19 protein-coding genes are annotated in these 17,185 nt (G+C 45.2%); 2 read left to right on the forward strand and 17 right to left on the reverse strand.

Translation table 11 applies throughout. From position 1 onward, the window contains the following. Nucleotides 1-468: 468 nt before the first annotated feature. The 15 genes from NLX82_RS20485 to uptA all read right to left on the reverse strand — a co-directional run bounded on the left by NLX82_RS20485 (nucleotide 469) and on the right by uptA (nucleotide 13,810). Entirely contained in the window at nucleotides 469-1,347 is an 879-nt protein-coding gene (locus NLX82_RS20485; RefSeq protein ID WP_023990251.1) for a nucleotidyltransferase-like protein, read from the reverse strand. 112 nt (nucleotides 1,348-1,459) lie between these two features. Next, on the reverse strand, nucleotides 1,460-3,178 hold the full coding sequence (locus NLX82_RS20490) for a glycosyl hydrolase family 18 protein (protein WP_254348991.1): 1,719 nt from the start codon (nucleotides 3,176-3,178) through the stop codon (nucleotides 1,460-1,462). Between the two features lie 185 nt (nucleotides 3,179-3,363). Next, nucleotides 3,364-3,795, reverse strand: coding sequence for a Fur family transcriptional regulator (locus NLX82_RS20495; RefSeq protein WP_013311903.1), 432 nt, complete (start codon nucleotides 3,793-3,795; stop codon nucleotides 3,364-3,366). A gap of 108 nt (nucleotides 3,796-3,903) precedes the next feature. After that, nucleotides 3,904-5,307: a DUF4097 family beta strand repeat-containing protein gene (locus tag NLX82_RS20500; RefSeq protein WP_254348992.1), complete on the reverse strand. Its 1,404-nt coding sequence runs from the start codon at nucleotides 5,305-5,307 to the stop codon at nucleotides 3,904-3,906. Between the two features lie 7 nt (nucleotides 5,308-5,314). After that, nucleotides 5,315-5,968 carry a hypothetical protein gene (locus NLX82_RS20505; RefSeq protein ID WP_254348993.1) on the reverse strand — a complete coding sequence of 218 codons (654 nt, stop codon included), beginning with the start codon at nucleotides 5,966-5,968 and terminating at the stop codon, nucleotides 5,315-5,317. 82 nt (nucleotides 5,969-6,050) lie between these two features. Then, nucleotides 6,051-6,764: an MgtC/SapB family protein gene (locus tag NLX82_RS20510; RefSeq protein WP_028541862.1), complete on the reverse strand. Its 714-nt coding sequence runs from the start codon at nucleotides 6,762-6,764 to the stop codon at nucleotides 6,051-6,053. A gap of 98 nt (nucleotides 6,765-6,862) precedes the next feature. After that, nucleotides 6,863-7,324, reverse strand: coding sequence for a GNAT family N-acetyltransferase (locus tag NLX82_RS20515; RefSeq protein WP_028541861.1), 462 nt, complete (start codon nucleotides 7,322-7,324; stop codon nucleotides 6,863-6,865). 130 nt (nucleotides 7,325-7,454) lie between these two features. Continuing rightward, the gene (gene gatB / locus NLX82_RS20520; RefSeq protein WP_013311908.1) at nucleotides 7,455-8,900 is read right to left on the reverse strand and encodes an Asp-tRNA(Asn)/Glu-tRNA(Gln) amidotransferase subunit GatB; all 1,446 of its coding nucleotides are present in this window, start codon (nucleotides 8,898-8,900) and stop codon (nucleotides 7,455-7,457) included. A gap of 26 nt (nucleotides 8,901-8,926) precedes the next feature. Continuing rightward, on the reverse strand, nucleotides 8,927-10,384 hold the full coding sequence (gatA, locus tag NLX82_RS20525) for an Asp-tRNA(Asn)/Glu-tRNA(Gln) amidotransferase subunit GatA (protein WP_023990257.1): 1,458 nt from the start codon (nucleotides 10,382-10,384) through the stop codon (nucleotides 8,927-8,929). A gap of 27 nt (nucleotides 10,385-10,411) precedes the next feature. Then, complete coding sequence (gene gatC, locus NLX82_RS20530) at nucleotides 10,412-10,699, reverse strand: Asp-tRNA(Asn)/Glu-tRNA(Gln) amidotransferase subunit GatC (protein WP_013311910.1); 288 nt, start codon at nucleotides 10,697-10,699, stop codon at nucleotides 10,412-10,414. 368 nt (nucleotides 10,700-11,067) lie between these two features. Further along, complete coding sequence (locus NLX82_RS20535) at nucleotides 11,068-11,457, reverse strand: hypothetical protein (protein ID WP_013311911.1); 390 nt, start codon at nucleotides 11,455-11,457, stop codon at nucleotides 11,068-11,070. 81 nt (nucleotides 11,458-11,538) lie between these two features. After that, nucleotides 11,539-11,748 carry a hypothetical protein gene (locus tag NLX82_RS20540; RefSeq protein ID WP_023990258.1) on the reverse strand — a complete coding sequence of 70 codons (210 nt, stop codon included), beginning with the start codon at nucleotides 11,746-11,748 and terminating at the stop codon, nucleotides 11,539-11,541. A gap of 243 nt (nucleotides 11,749-11,991) precedes the next feature. After that, a complete protein-coding gene (locus NLX82_RS20545; RefSeq protein ID WP_023990259.1) occupies nucleotides 11,992-12,621 on the reverse strand; it encodes an MBL fold metallo-hydrolase in 630 nt (209 codons plus the stop codon). 3 nt (nucleotides 12,622-12,624) lie between these two features. After that, entirely contained in the window at nucleotides 12,625-13,194 is a 570-nt protein-coding gene (locus NLX82_RS20550) for a thioredoxin family protein (protein ID WP_013311914.1), read from the reverse strand. A gap of 1 nt (nucleotide 13,195) precedes the next feature. Beyond that, entirely contained in the window at nucleotides 13,196-13,810 is a 615-nt protein-coding gene (gene uptA / locus NLX82_RS20555) for an undecaprenyl phosphate transporter UptA (RefSeq protein ID WP_013311915.1), read from the reverse strand. Between the two features lie 143 nt (nucleotides 13,811-13,953). Between uptA and NLX82_RS20560 the strand changes: the two genes are divergently transcribed. Continuing rightward, the gene (locus tag NLX82_RS20560; RefSeq protein WP_023990260.1) at nucleotides 13,954-14,277 is read left to right on the forward strand and encodes a hypothetical protein; all 324 of its coding nucleotides are present in this window, start codon (nucleotides 13,954-13,956) and stop codon (nucleotides 14,275-14,277) included. An 81-nt stretch (nucleotides 14,278-14,358) separates the two neighbouring features. On the opposite strand, the gene NLX82_RS20565 is transcribed toward NLX82_RS20560, so the two are convergent. Together NLX82_RS20565 and NLX82_RS20570 are read right to left on the reverse strand one after the other, a co-directional pair. Further along, nucleotides 14,359-15,573: a class I SAM-dependent methyltransferase gene (locus NLX82_RS20565; protein WP_254348994.1), complete on the reverse strand. Its 1,215-nt coding sequence runs from the start codon at nucleotides 15,571-15,573 to the stop codon at nucleotides 14,359-14,361. Beyond that, nucleotides 15,560-16,216 carry a DUF6483 family protein gene (locus tag NLX82_RS20570; protein WP_103050297.1) on the reverse strand — a complete coding sequence of 219 codons (657 nt, stop codon included), beginning with the start codon at nucleotides 16,214-16,216 and terminating at the stop codon, nucleotides 15,560-15,562. Before NLX82_RS20570 ends, NLX82_RS20565 begins: the two co-directional genes overlap by 14 nt. Nucleotides 16,217-16,614: 398 nt before the next feature. Between NLX82_RS20570 and NLX82_RS20575 the strand changes: the two genes are divergently transcribed. Beyond that, nucleotides 16,615-17,181 carry a pyridoxamine 5'-phosphate oxidase family protein gene (locus NLX82_RS20575; protein ID WP_053326079.1) on the forward strand — a complete coding sequence of 189 codons (567 nt, stop codon included), beginning with the start codon at nucleotides 16,615-16,617 and terminating at the stop codon, nucleotides 17,179-17,181. The last annotated feature ends 4 nt before the right edge of the window (nucleotides 17,182-17,185 follow it).

The raw sequence follows: 17,185 nt of genomic DNA on the forward strand, positions 1-17,185 counted from the left end.
AAACTCTCCATTAAAGACCAACCGAAGTTGGTTTATAGAAAGAGCGATAAGCTCATTTTGAAACTGACGAGATAAAAATATCTCTTGTTTGATTTTGCGAACAAAATCGTTTTACTCACTCGTTGTTCAGTTTTCAAAGATCAAATCTGCATTTTGTCTTACTTTGTTTCACCACCGCGTCTCAGCGGCGACTTAAATAATGTAACACATAACCTCATTTTTCGTCAAGCTTTTTTTTGAAAATTCATTTTTCTGCTTGATGCAACACGTTTATCCTGCTTTAAACAGTTCAAAATTATTCATGCTGCTTAATGGGGCGAGTTATAACTTATCACATATTTTATATACTCGTCAACCTAAATTGATAATTTATATTTTTTAACTATTTATAAATACTAAATCACGTACAAAAAAAGGAAGAAAAGTCGGTTTAACAACCTTTCTTCCTGACAAATCAACCCCTGCACATCAAATAAGGGAGTAACGCAGTTCACGATTTTGTCCACGCTCCCTAAAATCCCCGGCAGCTGTTTCTCTAATAAGTGAACGATATACCAGTTTACGGAGCACGACGGTAAGATCCAATTGGAGATTCTTTAGCTCAGGATGGTTAATAAGTTCATTTATAGACCAAGGTTCCCGTCTGCTGCCTAATATACGGAATAGCGGAGATGAGCACTCCTCCATTTTTGACATAACTGAAAATTCACAAGCAAGCAGTACTAGTTCAACCCGTTGTTCCAAGGTTTCCGTACTTAATGTGAGTTCGTTATACAATTTGTCAATCGTTCGATCCAGAGGCCGTACCTGAACCCATAAGTGAATCTTTGGATAAATCCCCCGTTCAATGAGTTCAATAGATGCCCAATGATCCAATGCTTTCAGAACACTTTGATAAGCGTCAATGATCCGCCCTTCTCGCACCGCTCTTTTACCATGAACGTAATTGACCAGAAAGCGGGAGAACTCATGAAATCGCTTCTGCTCCCGCAGTGGATCGTTAAAATCAACAATTTCCTGTCTTAAAAGACGGACCCTGTCATCCCGTTCCCAGACAATACGACCTTCTAGCACATAATCTATAATGTTGGCTTGTTCACCAGCGATAATCCATTCCTTCAGACAACTGAGCGTTGCATACAACACTTGGCATCTTAATCCATTCATAAATAAGTGTTGAATAGAACGAACTGGCTTGGTGCCTTCTCCAATAATTAGAATGAGTTCATCAAAGTCATACAACATCGAACCGTGAAAATACTCTCCCGGCTTTCTATACGAAATAACACCTATCGAATCTTCCTGCAACAATTCATCATACATCAGGTTTAATTTGGTTAGCTGCACTTCTCCCTCCATATCTGCAAGGCGGCTATGACCGCAAATTGGATATTTGGATACATGTGATCATTTCTACATAAATAAGAGACTTCCTTCTTCAATTGTATAAATTTTTATCTTATTCACTTATTTTTTTCAGTGTTACCCAAGCGTTTGCATCAGCAAAAGTTCGATTCCACACACCAATTCCTCCAAGCTTCAGCGATTTGGCAAGTTCTACTCTTGCCTCCAGAGATACCTGATCCTCCAGCCAAATCTTTTTGACCACACCATCTTCTGTATACTCAACATAATTTTGACCTTCGGAAGCTCTAAACTTAGGCTTCAACTTAAATTTGGCTATGATATCCGCTGCTGCCTCCATACCAAGTGATTTGGAGGTGACCTTAATCTTCCCTTCTTTGGGAGTCTCGGACCACACGCGAGTATATAATGGAATACCTAAAACCACTTTTTGAGGCGGCACTTCATCTTCCTGAATAATTCGCTTAATTGACGCTTCCGTCCATGGTAGCGAGGCGACAGAACCAGCCTTTGGACTAGCCGCCCAATGTTCATCATATGCCATTACCATGAGGTAATCTGTGATGGTGCCTAATGATTTTCGATCTAAAAAAGCTGACCACATCTCACTTTGAGATTTAGGCGTTACATCAATGGATAGTATCAAATCGTGTTCCCGAGCCATCGGTTTAAGTTCCCGCAAAAATTGGGTGACATTTGGGCCATCCTTCGTATGAACATTTTCAAAGTCAATATTAATACCGTCCAGATCATTTTCTAGGGCTAGTGAAATCATCTGATCTACAATCGACTTTCGACGTTCAAAGGTGGACAAAGCTTCAGTTGTTAATTCGGGATTAAAGCTGTTGCTCAACAAGCCCCAAACCTCCATCCCCTTGCGATGTGCCCAACTGACATAGGCAGGATCTGCCTTGCTTTCTACAGTGCCTTCATGATCGACGACACTGAACCACGTAGGGCTCACCACGTTTACTCCAGGCATAGGATCAAACTTGGAAGGATCGGGCTTGCGATTATAGACAGCTTCCCAAGCGAGGTTTACCGATCTATCCTCCCAATGTTTTTCCGAGATGGACAAATCGTCCTTAACCGAAGGGATCACAAGCTCTTCTCCTTCAGCGACATGGTCTGACTTAATGTATCCCGCATAACCATTGTCTAACTGAACAAAATACCAATCGCCCTGTTTGGACCAAATACGCACCTTCGTCCGTTGAGATATATCTGTCAAAATGAAAGATAGGCTAGAGGCTTCTTTACGTAAGGCGATTCTAGCATCCTGTGAGCCATCCTTCTTTTCCACACTCCCCAGCCTGACCTTCTCTCCAGCCTTCATTAGGATGACAGCACCAGTCACAGGGTCTTCGTGTATAGAAACGCCGTATACTTCACGTACAGCCTCTATCGGGATATATACCTCTCCACTGATTACCTGAGGGGTTGCGCTCAGCGCATATGTTTTACCATTCAGTTCCCCTTGTGCCTTCGAAACCTTCATATAGAGCAGGTTTTGTCTCGTCGCCATAATGACGGTTTGGCTGTCATCCTCGTAGCGAACCGTAGGATCAATTTTACTTTGCACCAATTTAAGCGGCATCAGCATGTTCTTGCCGGAGCTCTGAGCTTCATACCCAGTCAACTTTCCCTGCATAAAAATAGGACGGACACTGCCCTGCCAATCGGGTTTCTCGTGAAGGGGATTGCCAAACCATACGACAGTAATTGCACATATAATCGCTGCAAATAATAGCAGGCTTGCCGCTCCTTTGAATCGTGAACGTTTACGGCGGCGTCTGGAATGATTTCTGGCCAATATTGAACCTCCATTGTATGAACTTTGAATTTCCGTATTTTGTAACCTCAACAGATTACTTAAAACAAAAATAAAGTGATTTAAACAAAAAAACGCGGTAAATCCCCGCTTATGGGGAATTCCTCACGTTTCCAATCCATTACAATATATACATACCGCACAAAAAACTTCTATTCCTTGTTTCGTTACGTTTGTTTGTTACTACAAGCTTTGCATACTCCGTGTAACTCCATACGATGTCCATGCACCTCGAAGCCTGTTTCCAACGCGGCATGGCGTTCCACATCGGCCAAATACGGATAACTGAAATCTTCAATCTTTCCGCATTTTTCGCAAATGATGTGATAGTGCTCCGAAATATTGGCATCATAACGACTGGCGTTATCTCCATAGGTCAACTCATGTACCATACCCGCTTCTATAAACATCTTTAAGTTATTATAAACCGTAGCCACACTCATACTTGGAAACTTGGACTCAAGCGCTCGATATATTTCATCTGCAGTCGGGTGCCCCATAGTTTCCATTAAATAGTTTAATATGGCATGACGCTGGGGTGTTATGCGTACACCTGTCTTCTTCAGAAGTTCCAAAGCATGCTGGACGCGTGCTGCCATATATGTCCACCGCCTTATCCCTTACTTACGATCCTATCAATTACCACGCATCTATTTACAATTCACTTCTAAACCTACTCACATTGTACGGTCTACTCAAGTTTCTTGTCAACGCGCCGTATTGTCGCCGGATATTCCTATAGAGGTATCTGTCTCAGAAGCTCCCGGTTCAGCCGCAGAGCTTTCAGATGTATCGGGCGCAGTCGTACCCCCGGAATCATCCAAGTCGGGTAACGACGGCATCAGTAACTTTTTAATGGTTAAATTACTGTTGCCCTCTACGTTGATCGCATACTTGCCTGTCCCGTTTTGGCCTGAAATACTTTTACTGTCTATTTTAAATGGAAAATCGGATTGAAGATTACCATAACTGCTTGAACCCTCTAACTGAAAATCTCCATTCGACGGAAGATCCAATACGATATCACCGACAGCACTGTATATTTTCCAATCTCCGCCTATCTGCTCGCTATGCACTTTGATAGAGCCATTAAGCGAATTTGCATTCAGCTTGGCTGTAGAATTCAGCACATTCATGTCACCATTCTGAGTATCTACGGTGATGTCCCCTTCCGAACGAGCGAGCTGAATATCACCTACCATGGTGTGCAGTGTCACAGCTCCTTCAATATCGCCTGCTTGCATGTCGCCACGGTTCGTGCGCACATCCACATCTCCAGAAATCCGATGCAATTTAACCTGACCGTTCAGCGTGCCTCCCTTGACATTGCCGATAGCGTCATTAACAGTGAGATTTCCATTACCGCTCTCAAGCCGAATGCTGTCAATTGCATCAACTCCATTCAAGGAAATATTCCCGTTGGAGGTTCTAATCTGCACATTGAACCGCCGGTCCTCCGGCACGGTGATCAGCATGTTCACACGAGGCTGACGTTTGCTTGATGCTCCGTACGACTTTGCCTCCGGACGAATCTGGATAGTCTTGCCGTCGGTAGAAGTCAGTGAAGAAGCTTGAGCAATCTTGTCCGCTTCGGCAGCAGGCGCTTGATCCACCCATAGAGTCCCTCGTACCTCTATATTGGACACAGGCCGTCTGATCAGTGTTACATCACCATTAACCGAATCAACTACTAAATCGGACGTCTGCATAGTTACAGGTACCAGCATACCACCCATATCATACCGATTCTCTTTAGCCTGGCTAAAATCCATAGAGGCTGACGTCAGATTGAGACTGACCCGGTTCCACAGATACATATAATGATTTTGCTGGGTCACGATAAAAACCGAGGCTGCCACTACCAAAGCGGACAGAATCCCCTTTAGGTCAGGTCTGAATCGCCTTCCGTTGTCAGACTTGCCTTCTTTCCAATAGTACATGGCAAAAAAAATCAGATACTCCAGTCCCCAAAGCACAAAGATTACGGGCCACCAAACGAGGAGCTGAAGCATATATTCAGTATTTTGAAACACATCTACAATAAGCAAAATGCCTACAGCCATCAACAGAAGCGAAGAGGTGTAGCGCCCGACTCTTATTTTGCGGTGCACGCCAGCTTCACCCTCTTTCTTTCAACTTTTTACGCTTAAAGTTCAGAAAGGCTTCCCTTAGAAAAAGGAATAAACCGATCATCATTAATAAAATGGCCAGCGTAAGGAATCCATAATCCTCAAAGAAATTACTCAACCAGCGAGGTTTCATGCGAAACAAAATCATAAGTCCACCGCCTGCCACCATTAGCACAGCAAAAGCAAAGCCTCTCTCCCATGCATAAAAAGGACTACTTTGCTGGCCTCTAGCATCCATTCGTGCATAACGATCTGGCTTACGCCGATAACGAACCATGTAATCTGCTGACTGTAAGACATCATATACATTATAAAAATATAAAACGGGTATGAACAATCCAAGCAAAATAAGTAATGGAATGTTGATCCTCAAGCCGTCAGAGGAAACATACAACATCGCAAAAATATCTAGCAGGAGCAATACAATAAAACTAAGCCCCCTAATAAACAGTCCTAAAAAAAGATGTCCCAGTCCGGGTAACAATGCCGCCATGATAATAGCAATCACTTTGCGAAATTTAGCGTATTTTAGACGTTTCCCCTGTCTGGGCTGTTCCCGCTGTTCCGACGCTTGTAGCTGTCCAGTCTCTCCAGACGGTAACGGTTGTTCCGAGTTCATGCCATCCTCCCCTTTGAATCCCATGCGTGGCTCCGCTGAAAATACTTCGATGCTTACATAGTACCCCAATCGGATTTAAGAGTAACTGTTAAAAAAAGGGAGACTATTACTCGACGGAGACAGCAGCTATATCTTCCCATTGTCGTAAATCAGCTGCAATACGTACGGGATTAAAATCATGACGGGCCAGCACCTCTAGGGAAACTTCCATACTCTGCCGATCTGGGTGTAATTCGTGAAATGGGACATTTTCATGTTCTTTAATCATTATTTTACGTATTTCCACTTTTTCTTGCTCTAAATAAGTCGAAATCTGCTCCAGCAGTCCGTGAGAGGACAATCCGTACAATGTAATAAGATGACGCTTGCGTCCACGCATATACCGAAGTTCAACTTTGTTAAACACCCATAAATTTAAAAATACGAGCACTGTCGCCGCTATAGACGGGAAATAAAAGCCTGCTCCCACCCCAAGGCCAATAGCAGCCACGACCCAAATGGAAGCCGCAGTCGTTAGTCCGGTAATGGATTTACCTGTGAACATAATCGTCCCTGCACCCAAAAAGCCTACGCCAGTGATCACAGCCGTAGCCAAACGAGCGGGATCTATGCGTACATTAACTTCTTTAATGAAATCGGCAAAGCCGTAAATGGAGAGTAGCATAATCAGCGTCGAACCAAGACTGACCATAATATGAGTCCTCAAACCAGCTGCGTGATTGGAACGTTCGCGTTCAAAACCAATGAATCCACCGAGAAGCATGGACAGTAAAAGCCGTAAAATGATATGTGAATCGTCTATAATCCACGGATTATTCATTCGAGTCTCTCCTCCCGGTTATGTCGTGCTTCCCACTCCGGGGGCGCGGTTTGTGGGCTTATGTGCATTTTTAATGCCAATTTAATGATATCTCAATGCTATTCCACCTTATGCAGATGGTAGGTGGTTAATTCCACGCCTGGGGCGACCTCGGCCGCAGATACGGGGCGAAAGCCATGTTTTCGATATAATGTCACCGCAGGAGTATTTAAGGTTCCTGTAGAGACGATAAACAACGGGATATTTTGATATTCACTCAAAACATGCTTCATTAAAGAGTCCGCAATGCCTTTACGAAAATGATCCGGGTGAACCATCATACGTGTAAGGGTAAGCGAATCGGGCGACTCAGACTGCACAGCCAGTGCTCCTAGCAATTCACCGTCCTCCAGCCACCCATAAAAAGACTCTCCACAGCTTTTCAGCGTATCCAATGTATCCATCAGTGGAGGAATCTCATCAAACCCAATCAGCTCAGCTTCCAACCTATAGGCAACGTGCTGTAGACGCCATATCTGACTGACGATATCATCATCTTCCAATGAACATAGGGTAACCATGCTGTTTTCCCTCCTAAGGAAACTTATAAAATGCCATCAGGATTCTAAAGCTTGTTCGCGCCAACCGTTCTCAGCGTCTATGCAAAAGGGGCCTGTCCCTAAAAGACAAGCCCCTGTCAAATCTATGCCATTAGCGGTTCAGCACTTCCGTCAGCAACTTATTAGCAAGACCAGGGTTTGCCTTCCCCTTGCTCTCCTTCATCACTTGACCGACTAGGAAGCCGATGGCCTTTTGCTTGCCAGCTTTGTAATCTTCGACCGATTGCGGGTTAGCTGCTACAACTTGTTCGACAATCGTCAGGATTGCACCCTCATCACTGATTTGTACAAGTCCTTTTTCTTCAACAATTTGCTGTGGCAGTTTATCACTTTCCAGCATTTCCTTGAAGACCGTTTTAGCGATTTTGCTATTGATCGTTCCCTTCTCCAGCAGTCCGATCATTTCACCCAAGCCCCGTCCGGTCAATTTAACCTGCGACAGCTCCACACCGGCACTGTTCAAATAACCGAGTAAATCCCCCATAATCCAGTTGGATACTGCTTTGGCATCCTTGGTGAATTGAAGGCTATCCTCGAACAAATCGGCCAATGGCTTGGAGGACGTAATCACCTGGGCATCATACTCAGGTAATCCATATTCCGAAGTGTAGCGTGCTTTACGCTGGTCAGGCAATTCAGGAATCGAAGCACGAATGCGTTCTTTCCATTCCTCATCTATATGCAGTGTAACGAGATCCGGGTCTGGGAAATAACGATAGTCATGGGCCTGTTCCTTACCACGCATGGATAAAGTTTTACCTTGCGCTTCATCCCAACGACGTGTCTCCTGTACAATCGTTCCGCCTTCGTCCAGCGTCTGCTCCTGGCGGAACTGTTCATATTCCAGTCCGCGCTGTACGCCACGGAAGGAGTTCATGTTTTTCAGTTCCGCTTTAGTTCCCAGCTCTTTTTGTCCATGCGGACGAAGGCTGATATTCGCGTCGCAGCGAAGTGATCCTTCCTCCATCTTCACATCGGATACGTCACAATACTGCATAATGGCACGTATTTTTTCCAGATAGGCCTTGGCTTCTTCCGGCGAAGATATTTCCGGCTCCGAAACGATCTCGACCAATGGTGTGCCGACCCGGTTAAAATCGACCAAAGATGCGTAGCCACCATCAACATGTGTTAATTTCCCTGCGTCTTCTTCCAGATGCAGTCGGGTAATACCGATACGCTTTGTCTCACCATTCACTTCAATATCAATCCAGCCATTTTCGCCAATGGGTTGATCGTATTGTGAGATTTGGTAAGCCTTAGGTGAGTCGGGGTAAAAATAGTTCTTGCGGTCAAACTTGCTCACATCAGCAATGGTGCAATTCAGCGCCATTGCTGCTTTCATCGCATAATCAACGGCCTGACGGTTCAATACCGGCAGCACCCCTGGATGACCGAGACAGACCGGACATGTATGAGAGTTGGGTGGTGCTCCGAAGGATGTCGAGCATCCACAGAATATTTTAGACTTCGTATGCAACTCCACGTGCACTTCAAGTCCGATGACCGTCTCATATTTGGATGTAGTTGTAGACATGAATAGGTTCCCTCCTTTTTGGCAAATTACAGCTGCGGACGCTGCTTGTGAAATTCGGTATTTTGTTCAAAAGCATGAGCTACGCGTAGCACGGAAGACTCGTCAAAGGCTTTTCCGATAATTTGTAGTCCGACTGGCATTCCATCCGCAAGACCACACGGAATGCTGATGGCTGGCACACCAGCCAAGCTTACCGGAATCGTCAAAATATCGTTCAAATACATTGTTAATGGATCGTCCACTTGCGAGCCGATTTTGAAAGCAGTTGTCGGTGCAGTAGGTCCGATAATCACATCATATTGTTCAAATACACGATCAAAATCCTGTTTAATCAGTGTGCGCACTTTTTGAGCTTTCAAATAATAGGCATCGTAGTACCCGGAGCTGAGTGCATAGGTACCCAGCATAATCCGACGCTTCACCTCGGGACCAAACCCCTGCGTACGGGACTGATGGTATAGATCAAGCAGGTTGTCCGGATTGTCAGAACGCACACCATAGCGCACGCCGTCAAAACGGGCCAGATTGGATGACGCTTCGGATGAAGCCAGCAGGTAATATGTAGCTACCGCATATTCTGTGTGAGGGAGAGACACTTCTTCCCAAACAGCACCCAGTCCTTCCAGCGTTTTCAGTGCATCCAGCACCTTTTCCTTGACCTGAGGATCGACGCCCTCACCAAGATACTCTTTAGGCACAGCGATACGAAGTCCTTTTACATCCCCGGTTAAAGCGTTCAAATAATCAGGAATGTCTACCTTCGCAGAAGTGGAGTCCTTCTGGTCATAACCTGCAATGGCTTGTAGGACATAGGCTGAATCCTGAACATTTTTAGTAATGGGTCCAATTTGGTCTAAAGAGGAGGCAAAAGCCACCAGTCCAAAACGGGATACTAGACCATAGGTTGGTTTCAGGCCAACTACACCGCAGTAAGAAGCAGGCTGGCGAATGGAACCACCTGTATCCGAACCGAGTGTGAAATAAGCCTCACCCGCTGCAACAGCCGCAGCTGAGCCGCCACTGGAACCGCCGGGAACACGTTCTAAATCCCAAGGGTTACGTGCAGGGAAAAAGCTGGAGTTCTCGTTAGAGCCGCCCATGGCGAATTCGTCCATGTTCATTTTACCGAGTGTCACGGTTTGCGCTGCGCGTAACTTGCTAACAACTGTGGCATCGTAAACGGGATCAAAATTTTTCAAAAACTGACTGCCACATGTTGTACGCAGCCCTTCTGTCACGATATTATCCTTAATACCAACCGGCAGGCCAAACAATAGCCCTCTTTCCTCTCCGGAAATCAGCTGATCATCCAACTGACGTGCGGATGCACGGGCCTGTTCCTCGTCAACGGTAATATAAGCTCTGATCTTGTCTTCCCGCGCACCAATCGTCTCCAGAGCGTGTCCCACCAGATCACTCACGGAAATTTCCTTTTGATGCAGCTTGTTATGTATCTCGGGCAATGTGTTATTGAACAAGCTCAATTTGCATCCTCCTTTCAAATATGAGATCTATTCCAGAACAGCAGGAACCTTAAACTGTCCGTCTTCTTCTTCAGGTGCATTGCGCATCACTTGCTCATGTGTCAAACTTTCGCGAACTTCGTCGTCTCGCATGACATTGCTGACGTGCAGCACATGAGTGGTCGGTTTTACCTGCTCCGTATCCAGCTCATTCAGCTTCTCCGCATAATGGAGAATGGCGTTTAATTGTCCTGTCATCGTTTCTTCCTCAGCCGCGGTCAGATTCAACCTGGACAGCTTGGCTACGTGACGGACATCTTCCGTGGAAATGTTCATACAAAACCCTCCTCATGTATATGAGGATTTTGCAAAAAATCCTATAGGCGGCTTCCAATGAGCAAGATATAGATCAAAATGGTTTAGTTCATCTATATATTGCACTTCGGAGCGACTGGAATTGAATTTTGCAAAATCCTGATATTAAAAAATGCTGCACCGAACTTCGAAATAACGTTTTTAATTATAGGATAGAACCCTTTACAATTCAATCTTTGACGCGGTACAGAAGCAAACTGTACATCAATGAGGTAAATGTTGCTAAAAGGATATAAAAAAAGCACCTCTCGGTGCTCTTTCGAGAAAACTATAGGAGCTGAGATTGTGCCCATTATATATTTTTAAAAAGAGTCGGCAGTAGCCGACTCCTATATCCAAGCACGCAAATTGACTTGTCTGATAAAATCAGCCTGTGACAACAACTCTGCCGCGGTTTCTTCTTCCTCTTCAGTCTCTACCGAATCAAGACCTCCGTTCATTACATGCTTGAACAGTTTCTCATTATGAGTAGCAAGGGCGTAATCTATCAGCGCTTCACGCTCAATCCGCTCGGCTTCCAGCTTGAGAATACTCTCTTCCAGCTCGATGTCCCCGGATGGTACAAAAAAGTTGCGGTTCACCTTCGGTACGCGAATGACATAGTCAAAAGCATTGTCCGCATTACGGTCGTAAGCAATGATATAACCATGTTCGCCCACAGGAAGATTCTGCTCAAAAGCATCCGCGACGATCATAATTCTAGCTCCTAAATGATGCATCGTTAGCCCCCCCCGTTTGTCTGAACTTATCTGCTAAGTCTACTAAAAAAAAAGTAGCTTGTCTATATCATCTATGTATCTTCATAATCGACCGTCTCCACGTCCCAACCTGTGTTCATTCAGCCTCACATGCCAGTTTTGTGAAGGGATTCCGCTCCGTCGTTTCACCTTTTTCCAAGTCATGATCTTCGGCTCGGAACCTACCACAGAATCTTCAATATCTATTATATTGGGAACACGGAAACTACCTCCAATCTCACGTTGTACCCCAAATATATGTTTTCTTTTCATTCTTGCTCCCCCTTGTGATCTGACGGCCTCATGCCTCTTTATCCTCTTAATGGGCAAAAAAAAGAACGCAAACCGGGATTCATCCACAGCTTGCGTGCTTCGCGAGTTTAGTATGTAACTTTAATAAATTTATGTTAACAAAAATAAAAACCTTTGTCTATACATAATTTATAATTTGTTGTCGAAATGGGGCAAAACCTGTCACACCTTTGATTTTGCCCCTACTGAAAACGTTCATCACATTTACCGGATATACGGATTATTAGCTTTCTCATAACCGATGGACGTTTTGGGACCGTGACCGGAATAGACTGTAACGTCATCTCCGAGCGGAAACAATTTGTTCTGAATAGAATCGTATAGATCCCGTTCCCGGCCACCCGTCAGATCCGTGCGTCCGACGCCCTGACGAAATAGCACATCCCCGGAAAAAAGATCTTTGCCGCACAAAAAGCTGACACTTCCGGGTGAATGGCCCGGTGTATGGAAAACCCGGAACGTGTGCCCGATCAGGTTCAATTGCTGACCTTCTGCCAAATCATATTCGGCAGGTTCCGTCGAGATCGGAGGGGATGCCTCTGGCCACATCAAGGAACCATTCAGCTTAGGAGATGTGAGCCAGTCTTGCTCCAAGGCGTGCAGATAAACCGGGCAGCCTTTGGTATTGCGAATCTCCTCTACTCCACCGATATGGTCAAAATGGGCATGAGTCAGCAGGATAGCTTCAATGGTCAGTGGCTCAATAGCTCTGAGCAAAGGACCCGGATTCATCCCCGGATCAATAATAACGGCGCGCTGCGGATCATCCCCTTGAAGCAAATAAGCATTTGTTTGGAGAGGACCGAGATTAAAGCTGCGAATAGATAACGTCATAAGTTAAAATCCCGAGATCAGCTCGCGTAATTCCTGAACAATTACAGGATGGACCTCGGTTCCCTCCCCATATTTTTCAGCCATTTCTTTACGAGCAACTGCGATTTTTTCTTGATAATCATCAGCTTCCCGATCTGGATTTTCACGTTTGAATCCGATCATAATTTGTTGGACATGTGCAGGGCGTGGTCCCCAGTGGCCAAGTACGTGACCTCCTGTATCCGCAAAAATCACAATCGGAACAGCACGTCCTCCCATTGTCAGGAAGTCATCCATCAGCGCCTGATGGTTTTCCAAGATTAATACTTCGGTCGGAATCCCGCTATTCTCCAGCGCACGGAACACAACTGGCACATTGCGCACCACGTCCCCACACCAGTCGGCAGCCAAAATAAGCACGCGCAGATCATCCCGATGGTTCAAGCTTTCAAAATACTCTCGATCCTCTTCGCGATTCCATACAAACTGATCGTACCCAGAGCGGAAGGCTTCTTTGTTCTTTTCCATGCCCTCCATAAACTGTTCAGGGCTTAAGCCCTTTCCGAAGTATTGCGATACATTAGTACGGCTCATGTTATACACTTCCTTTTTTGTTTTTGGACAAAATCCACTTGATAACAAAATAAATGATCAAGAGTGCAAGGGCAACCAGCAAAATCGGTTTGATGTAAGGTGCTGCCACTTCGTCAATTTGCTCCCACTTGTCTCCTAGCAGCATACCTAAATATATAAACAAAACAGACCAAGGTATAATCGCTAGCGTTGTCAAAATAGTAAAGCGCCATACGTTCATTCGAGCCAACCCGGCAGGGATTGAGATGGCATGACGCACAACAGGAATAAAGCGAGCTGTGAAAATGACCCCTGTGCCGTATTTGTTAAACCAGGCTTCAGCATGGTCGACATGACTTTTTTTGATAAGTATGTATTTCCCATACTTATCTAATACCGGTCTGCCGCCATAGCGCCCAATCCAGTAAATGAACAACTGGGCCAGCACCCCGCCAATCGTTCCAAAAACGACTGCGCCAAAAAAATTAATATGACCCGAGGATACCAAAAAGCCACCATAAGCGAGGACAATTTCGCTTGGAATGACCTCAACCATCAAGCCTAGCATAATACCAAAATACCCAAGACTACGAATGATCTCAAACAAATAATTAATGATACTAGATATTTGGTCCACTTCTCTTCCCACTCCCTGCCTGTTTCTCTATTTTCATTAGTGTATCACAGCGACAGAACAAGTCGCCACTTCGCCCAAATAGGGAGGTCAGTGACCCCGGCCCCTCTGCCCGCATAAGTTGTGAGAGAGAGGAGGGGGTCAATATGCCTCCCGGCAAATTCCCCAAACATGACAATTCACAATCCCGTTTACCCACGGCTCGTGGTATTCGCCGCGCATGTATCAAAGAGTTGTATCGAACCTGCAAACGTCTGCCTGTTCACATTGCTCCTGATCTGGTCAAGCAGGGCGAGGAGCTATATTGCCGCAAGGTCGTCGGACACCTTATCTGGATTGCGGAAAACCATAGTAACCGCAAACTACTATGCGACTGGTGGGACGAAGATGTCAGTGAGGAGCTCGCAGCATTGTGGAAGGTGGATCGCGATGTTTTGTGCACCGCTTTTAGAAGTGCCTATGGTGGATAGATGTTTGCGTACTGCAACTATGAACCGTGAACTACAAAAAAAGTGGAGCCACCCCGCAGTGGCTCCACTTTTACTATATTCCTAGCTGTGTGTCTGCTTTTTCCCTGCTCCATCGGGAAGCAAATCCGCACAAGCGCGTTCCAAATAAGGATCAGCATGAATAAAATCCCGAAATGCTGTGTATTCATGCCACAGAACGGATTGTTCTCCCGCCTGCCCTTTGACGGCACGAATCAGAATGTTTTTAGGTGTATGCTCCATGTCGATAAATTCCAACAGCTGTGTCCGATATCCCATCATATCCAGCAGTTTGGCCCGGATTCCATCCGTTGCCAGTGCTGAAAAACGCTCCTTTAAAATACCATGGGAAAGCAACGGCTCCAATACCGGATTTTCCAGTTGGCTGAACAGCTCATGCTGGCAACACGGAACCGACAAAATGACGGAAGCTCCCCAGCGGACGGCCTTTTCCAGCGCCGCATCCGTTGCTGTATCACAAGCGTGCAAGGTAACAACCATATCCACCTGTTCCAGTTCGTTATAGTCTGCGATATCACCGACCAGAAACTCCAACTGTCGATATTGCAGCTTTTGAGCCAGAACATTACAGGTTTCAATGACATCTGCCTTCAAGTCCAAACCAACGATCTGCAATGGTCGCTTTTGCTGTACAGCCAAATAGTGATACAGCGCAAAGGTCAAATACGATTTGCCACAGCCAAAATCCACAATCGTCAATGGGCGGCCTACCGGAAGGCTAGGCAATACATCCTGCACCATTTCGAGAAACCGGTTAATTTGACGAAACTTATCATACTTGCGGGCCAGTACCTTACCATCCTCATTCATTATCCCGAGCTCAATCAGGAAAGGAATTCGTTCCCCTTCTTCGAGCACATATTGCTTTTTGCGATTATGAGACAGGTCGGCTTTACTTTTGCTCGGTGACTTTGTCAGAATGGATACTTTATATTTTTTACTGATCAGCACTTGGTAGTCTGCATCCTTGGCGCATAAAAGTCCTTGGCGGAACGTGTCCTCAAACAAGGCAGTCATACGCTCACTAGCTTCGTCAGGGGTCAGATTTTCATGAATGACTTTGTTGCTATAATGAAAAGCAAACTGGTAATGCAGCTTGTTTTTCAATTCTACAGGTTTGATTTGCACTTTAGTAAAAGAAGCATCCTCCCGTTTGCGAAGCTGACTCAGCGTCGCTGTTATGAGGGATCCTCCCGTGGTCAATTGGTATATAAGTTCGCGCAGTGAATCCAAAAGGTACATCTCACTTTCTTTCATGTAATTGGGTGATCTCGGTCAAACCCTCGGTGACTTCCTGGCGTGAAATTCCACCCAGCTCCAGCTCTGCATTGGTCTTATCCAGTAATTGACTATAAAACGTCTCCGCTTCCGCTAGCAGCTCTGGCTGCTCCCATGCCAATCCAAACCAGACATCGGCGGCTTCGTCCAGCCTGTTTTCTCGCTCGTAATGAACAGCCAACAGTTTGCTGGTTTCAGGGGGAAGCTCATATTCACGCACCAGTTTCACGATACACGCTATTCGTTCAGGCAAGACCTGCAGATCACGAGTCGCGCCATTCGTATCGCTGTACAAATATAAATGAAGAGATTTCATCAAGATTCGTATGCCCTCGTCTGTTCTGCTGGTTTCCAGGTAAATCACGGCTTCTTCTTCCAAAATGCGAGCCACCTGCTGAAGCTTATCCGCTTCAATTCCAGGGCCCAATCGGAAAAGCTCAATAATTTGTTCCGGCGGCAATCGTCTGAGCAAATCTGAACGAAGACGAAACTGCTTGTTGAGCAGGTCATCTAGCTGTTTTAGCGCTTCGACGTGTTTATTTTCACGCCTTAGACCGAGCACCGATGCTACTGCGGATGTCAATTCTTCCATCATACTGAGCAAATAATCTTTTCTAAGCAAGCCGTTCCCTTCCTTTCATTCCGATGCCTAGACAACCAGGAACCCTGTCCCTTCTGATTGTAAGACATCCTTGTCTAAAAGCCAAATGCCCTACCATGCAGAAATACCACTTATAACCTTCACCCTCAGTTAACAACATCAATGATCAGGAAGTCAGAATGCTCACGTATGGCAGTGAAATTCCTACGGTACAGTACTTTGTAGCTGATCATGTGAATAGCGAATGATGAGTTTTTTTAAAATCAATATTGCTTCTTTGTTAGTGTCGTGATATTTTTGTTTCATACGAAACAAAAAATAATCAGTATATTTAAACATTCTATAAAATAATTCATAGTAATTATTTTCTTTAGAAACAAAATTTATATGAATATTTTTGTGAGAAAGGATGATGGAGTTTGGGTAAACAATTTAGCTCGATATTACCGGAACATCAAGAGTTTATACAGCGGCAGCACATTTTCTTTGTAGGATCAGCACCGCTATCCAAGACAGGGCACGTTAACCTTTCCCCCAAGGGATATGATTCCTTTCGTATTCTATCGGACCAAAGGGTAGCCTATCTCGACTTGGCGGGAAGCGGCAACGAGACAAGCGCTCACATTATCGAGAATGGACGGGTAACAATCATGTTTTGTGCATTTGAGGGCGCTCCCAGTGTACTAAAGCTCTATGGTACTGGTACCGTCGCGCTGCCTGATACTAAGCAATGGAATGAGCTGTACCCACTCTTCAACCCGCTTCCCGGTGCAAGACAAATCATTGTTGTGGACATTCACATGGTTCAGAATTCATGTGGTTTTGCGGTTCCCTTCATGACATACACGAGCGAACGGGAAAAGCTGAAGGAAGTCTCAATTCAGATGGGAGAAGAAGCACTTAAAAGATATGCCTATGAGAAAAATCTGGAGAGTATTGACGGTTTGCCGACAGCGTTTGCCTTTAACAAAAGCAACATAAATTAGACAC

The organism is Paenibacillus sp. A3M_27_13, from assembly GCF_024213315.1.
GTDB lineage: Bacteria > Bacillota > Bacilli > Paenibacillales > Paenibacillaceae > Paenibacillus > Paenibacillus polymyxa_B.

Excerpts from the sequence above, each read along its gene's own strand:
- NLX82_RS20535 (WP_013311911.1), bottom strand. The coding sequence starts at position 11,457 with ATGCATCATTTAGGAGCTAGAATTATGATCGTCGCGGATGCTTTTGAG.
- NLX82_RS20515 (WP_028541861.1), bottom strand. The coding sequence starts at position 7,324 with ATGGTTACCCTATGTTCATTGGAAGATGATGATATCGTCAGTCAGATA.
- NLX82_RS20550 (WP_013311914.1), bottom strand. The coding sequence starts at position 13,194 with ATGAGCCGTACTAATGTATCGCAATACTTCGGAAAGGGCTTAAGCCCT.
- gatC (WP_013311910.1), bottom strand. The coding sequence starts at position 10,699 with ATGAACATTTCCACGGAAGATGTCCGTCACGTAGCCAAGCTGTCCAGG.
- NLX82_RS20495 (WP_013311903.1), bottom strand. The coding sequence starts at position 3,795 with ATGGCAGCACGCGTCCAGCATGCTTTGGAACTTCTGAAGAAGACAGGT.
- NLX82_RS20510 (WP_028541862.1), bottom strand. The coding sequence starts at position 6,764 with ATGAATAATCCGTGGATTATAGACGATTCACATATCATTTTACGGCTT.
- gatB (WP_013311908.1), bottom strand. The coding sequence starts at position 8,900 with ATGTCTACAACTACATCCAAATATGAGACGGTCATCGGACTTGAAGTG.
- NLX82_RS20560 (WP_023990260.1), top strand. The coding sequence starts at position 13,954 with ATGCCTCCCGGCAAATTCCCCAAACATGACAATTCACAATCCCGTTTA.
- NLX82_RS20540 (WP_023990258.1), bottom strand. The coding sequence starts at position 11,748 with ATGAAAAGAAAACATATATTTGGGGTACAACGTGAGATTGGAGGTAGT.
- NLX82_RS20565 (WP_254348994.1), bottom strand. The coding sequence starts at position 15,573 with ATGAAAGAAAGTGAGATGTACCTTTTGGATTCACTGCGCGAACTTATA.
- NLX82_RS20545 (WP_023990259.1), bottom strand. The coding sequence starts at position 12,621 with ATGACGTTATCTATTCGCAGCTTTAATCTCGGTCCTCTCCAAACAAAT.
- NLX82_RS20505 (WP_254348993.1), bottom strand. The coding sequence starts at position 5,968 with ATGGGATTCAAAGGGGAGGATGGCATGAACTCGGAACAACCGTTACCG.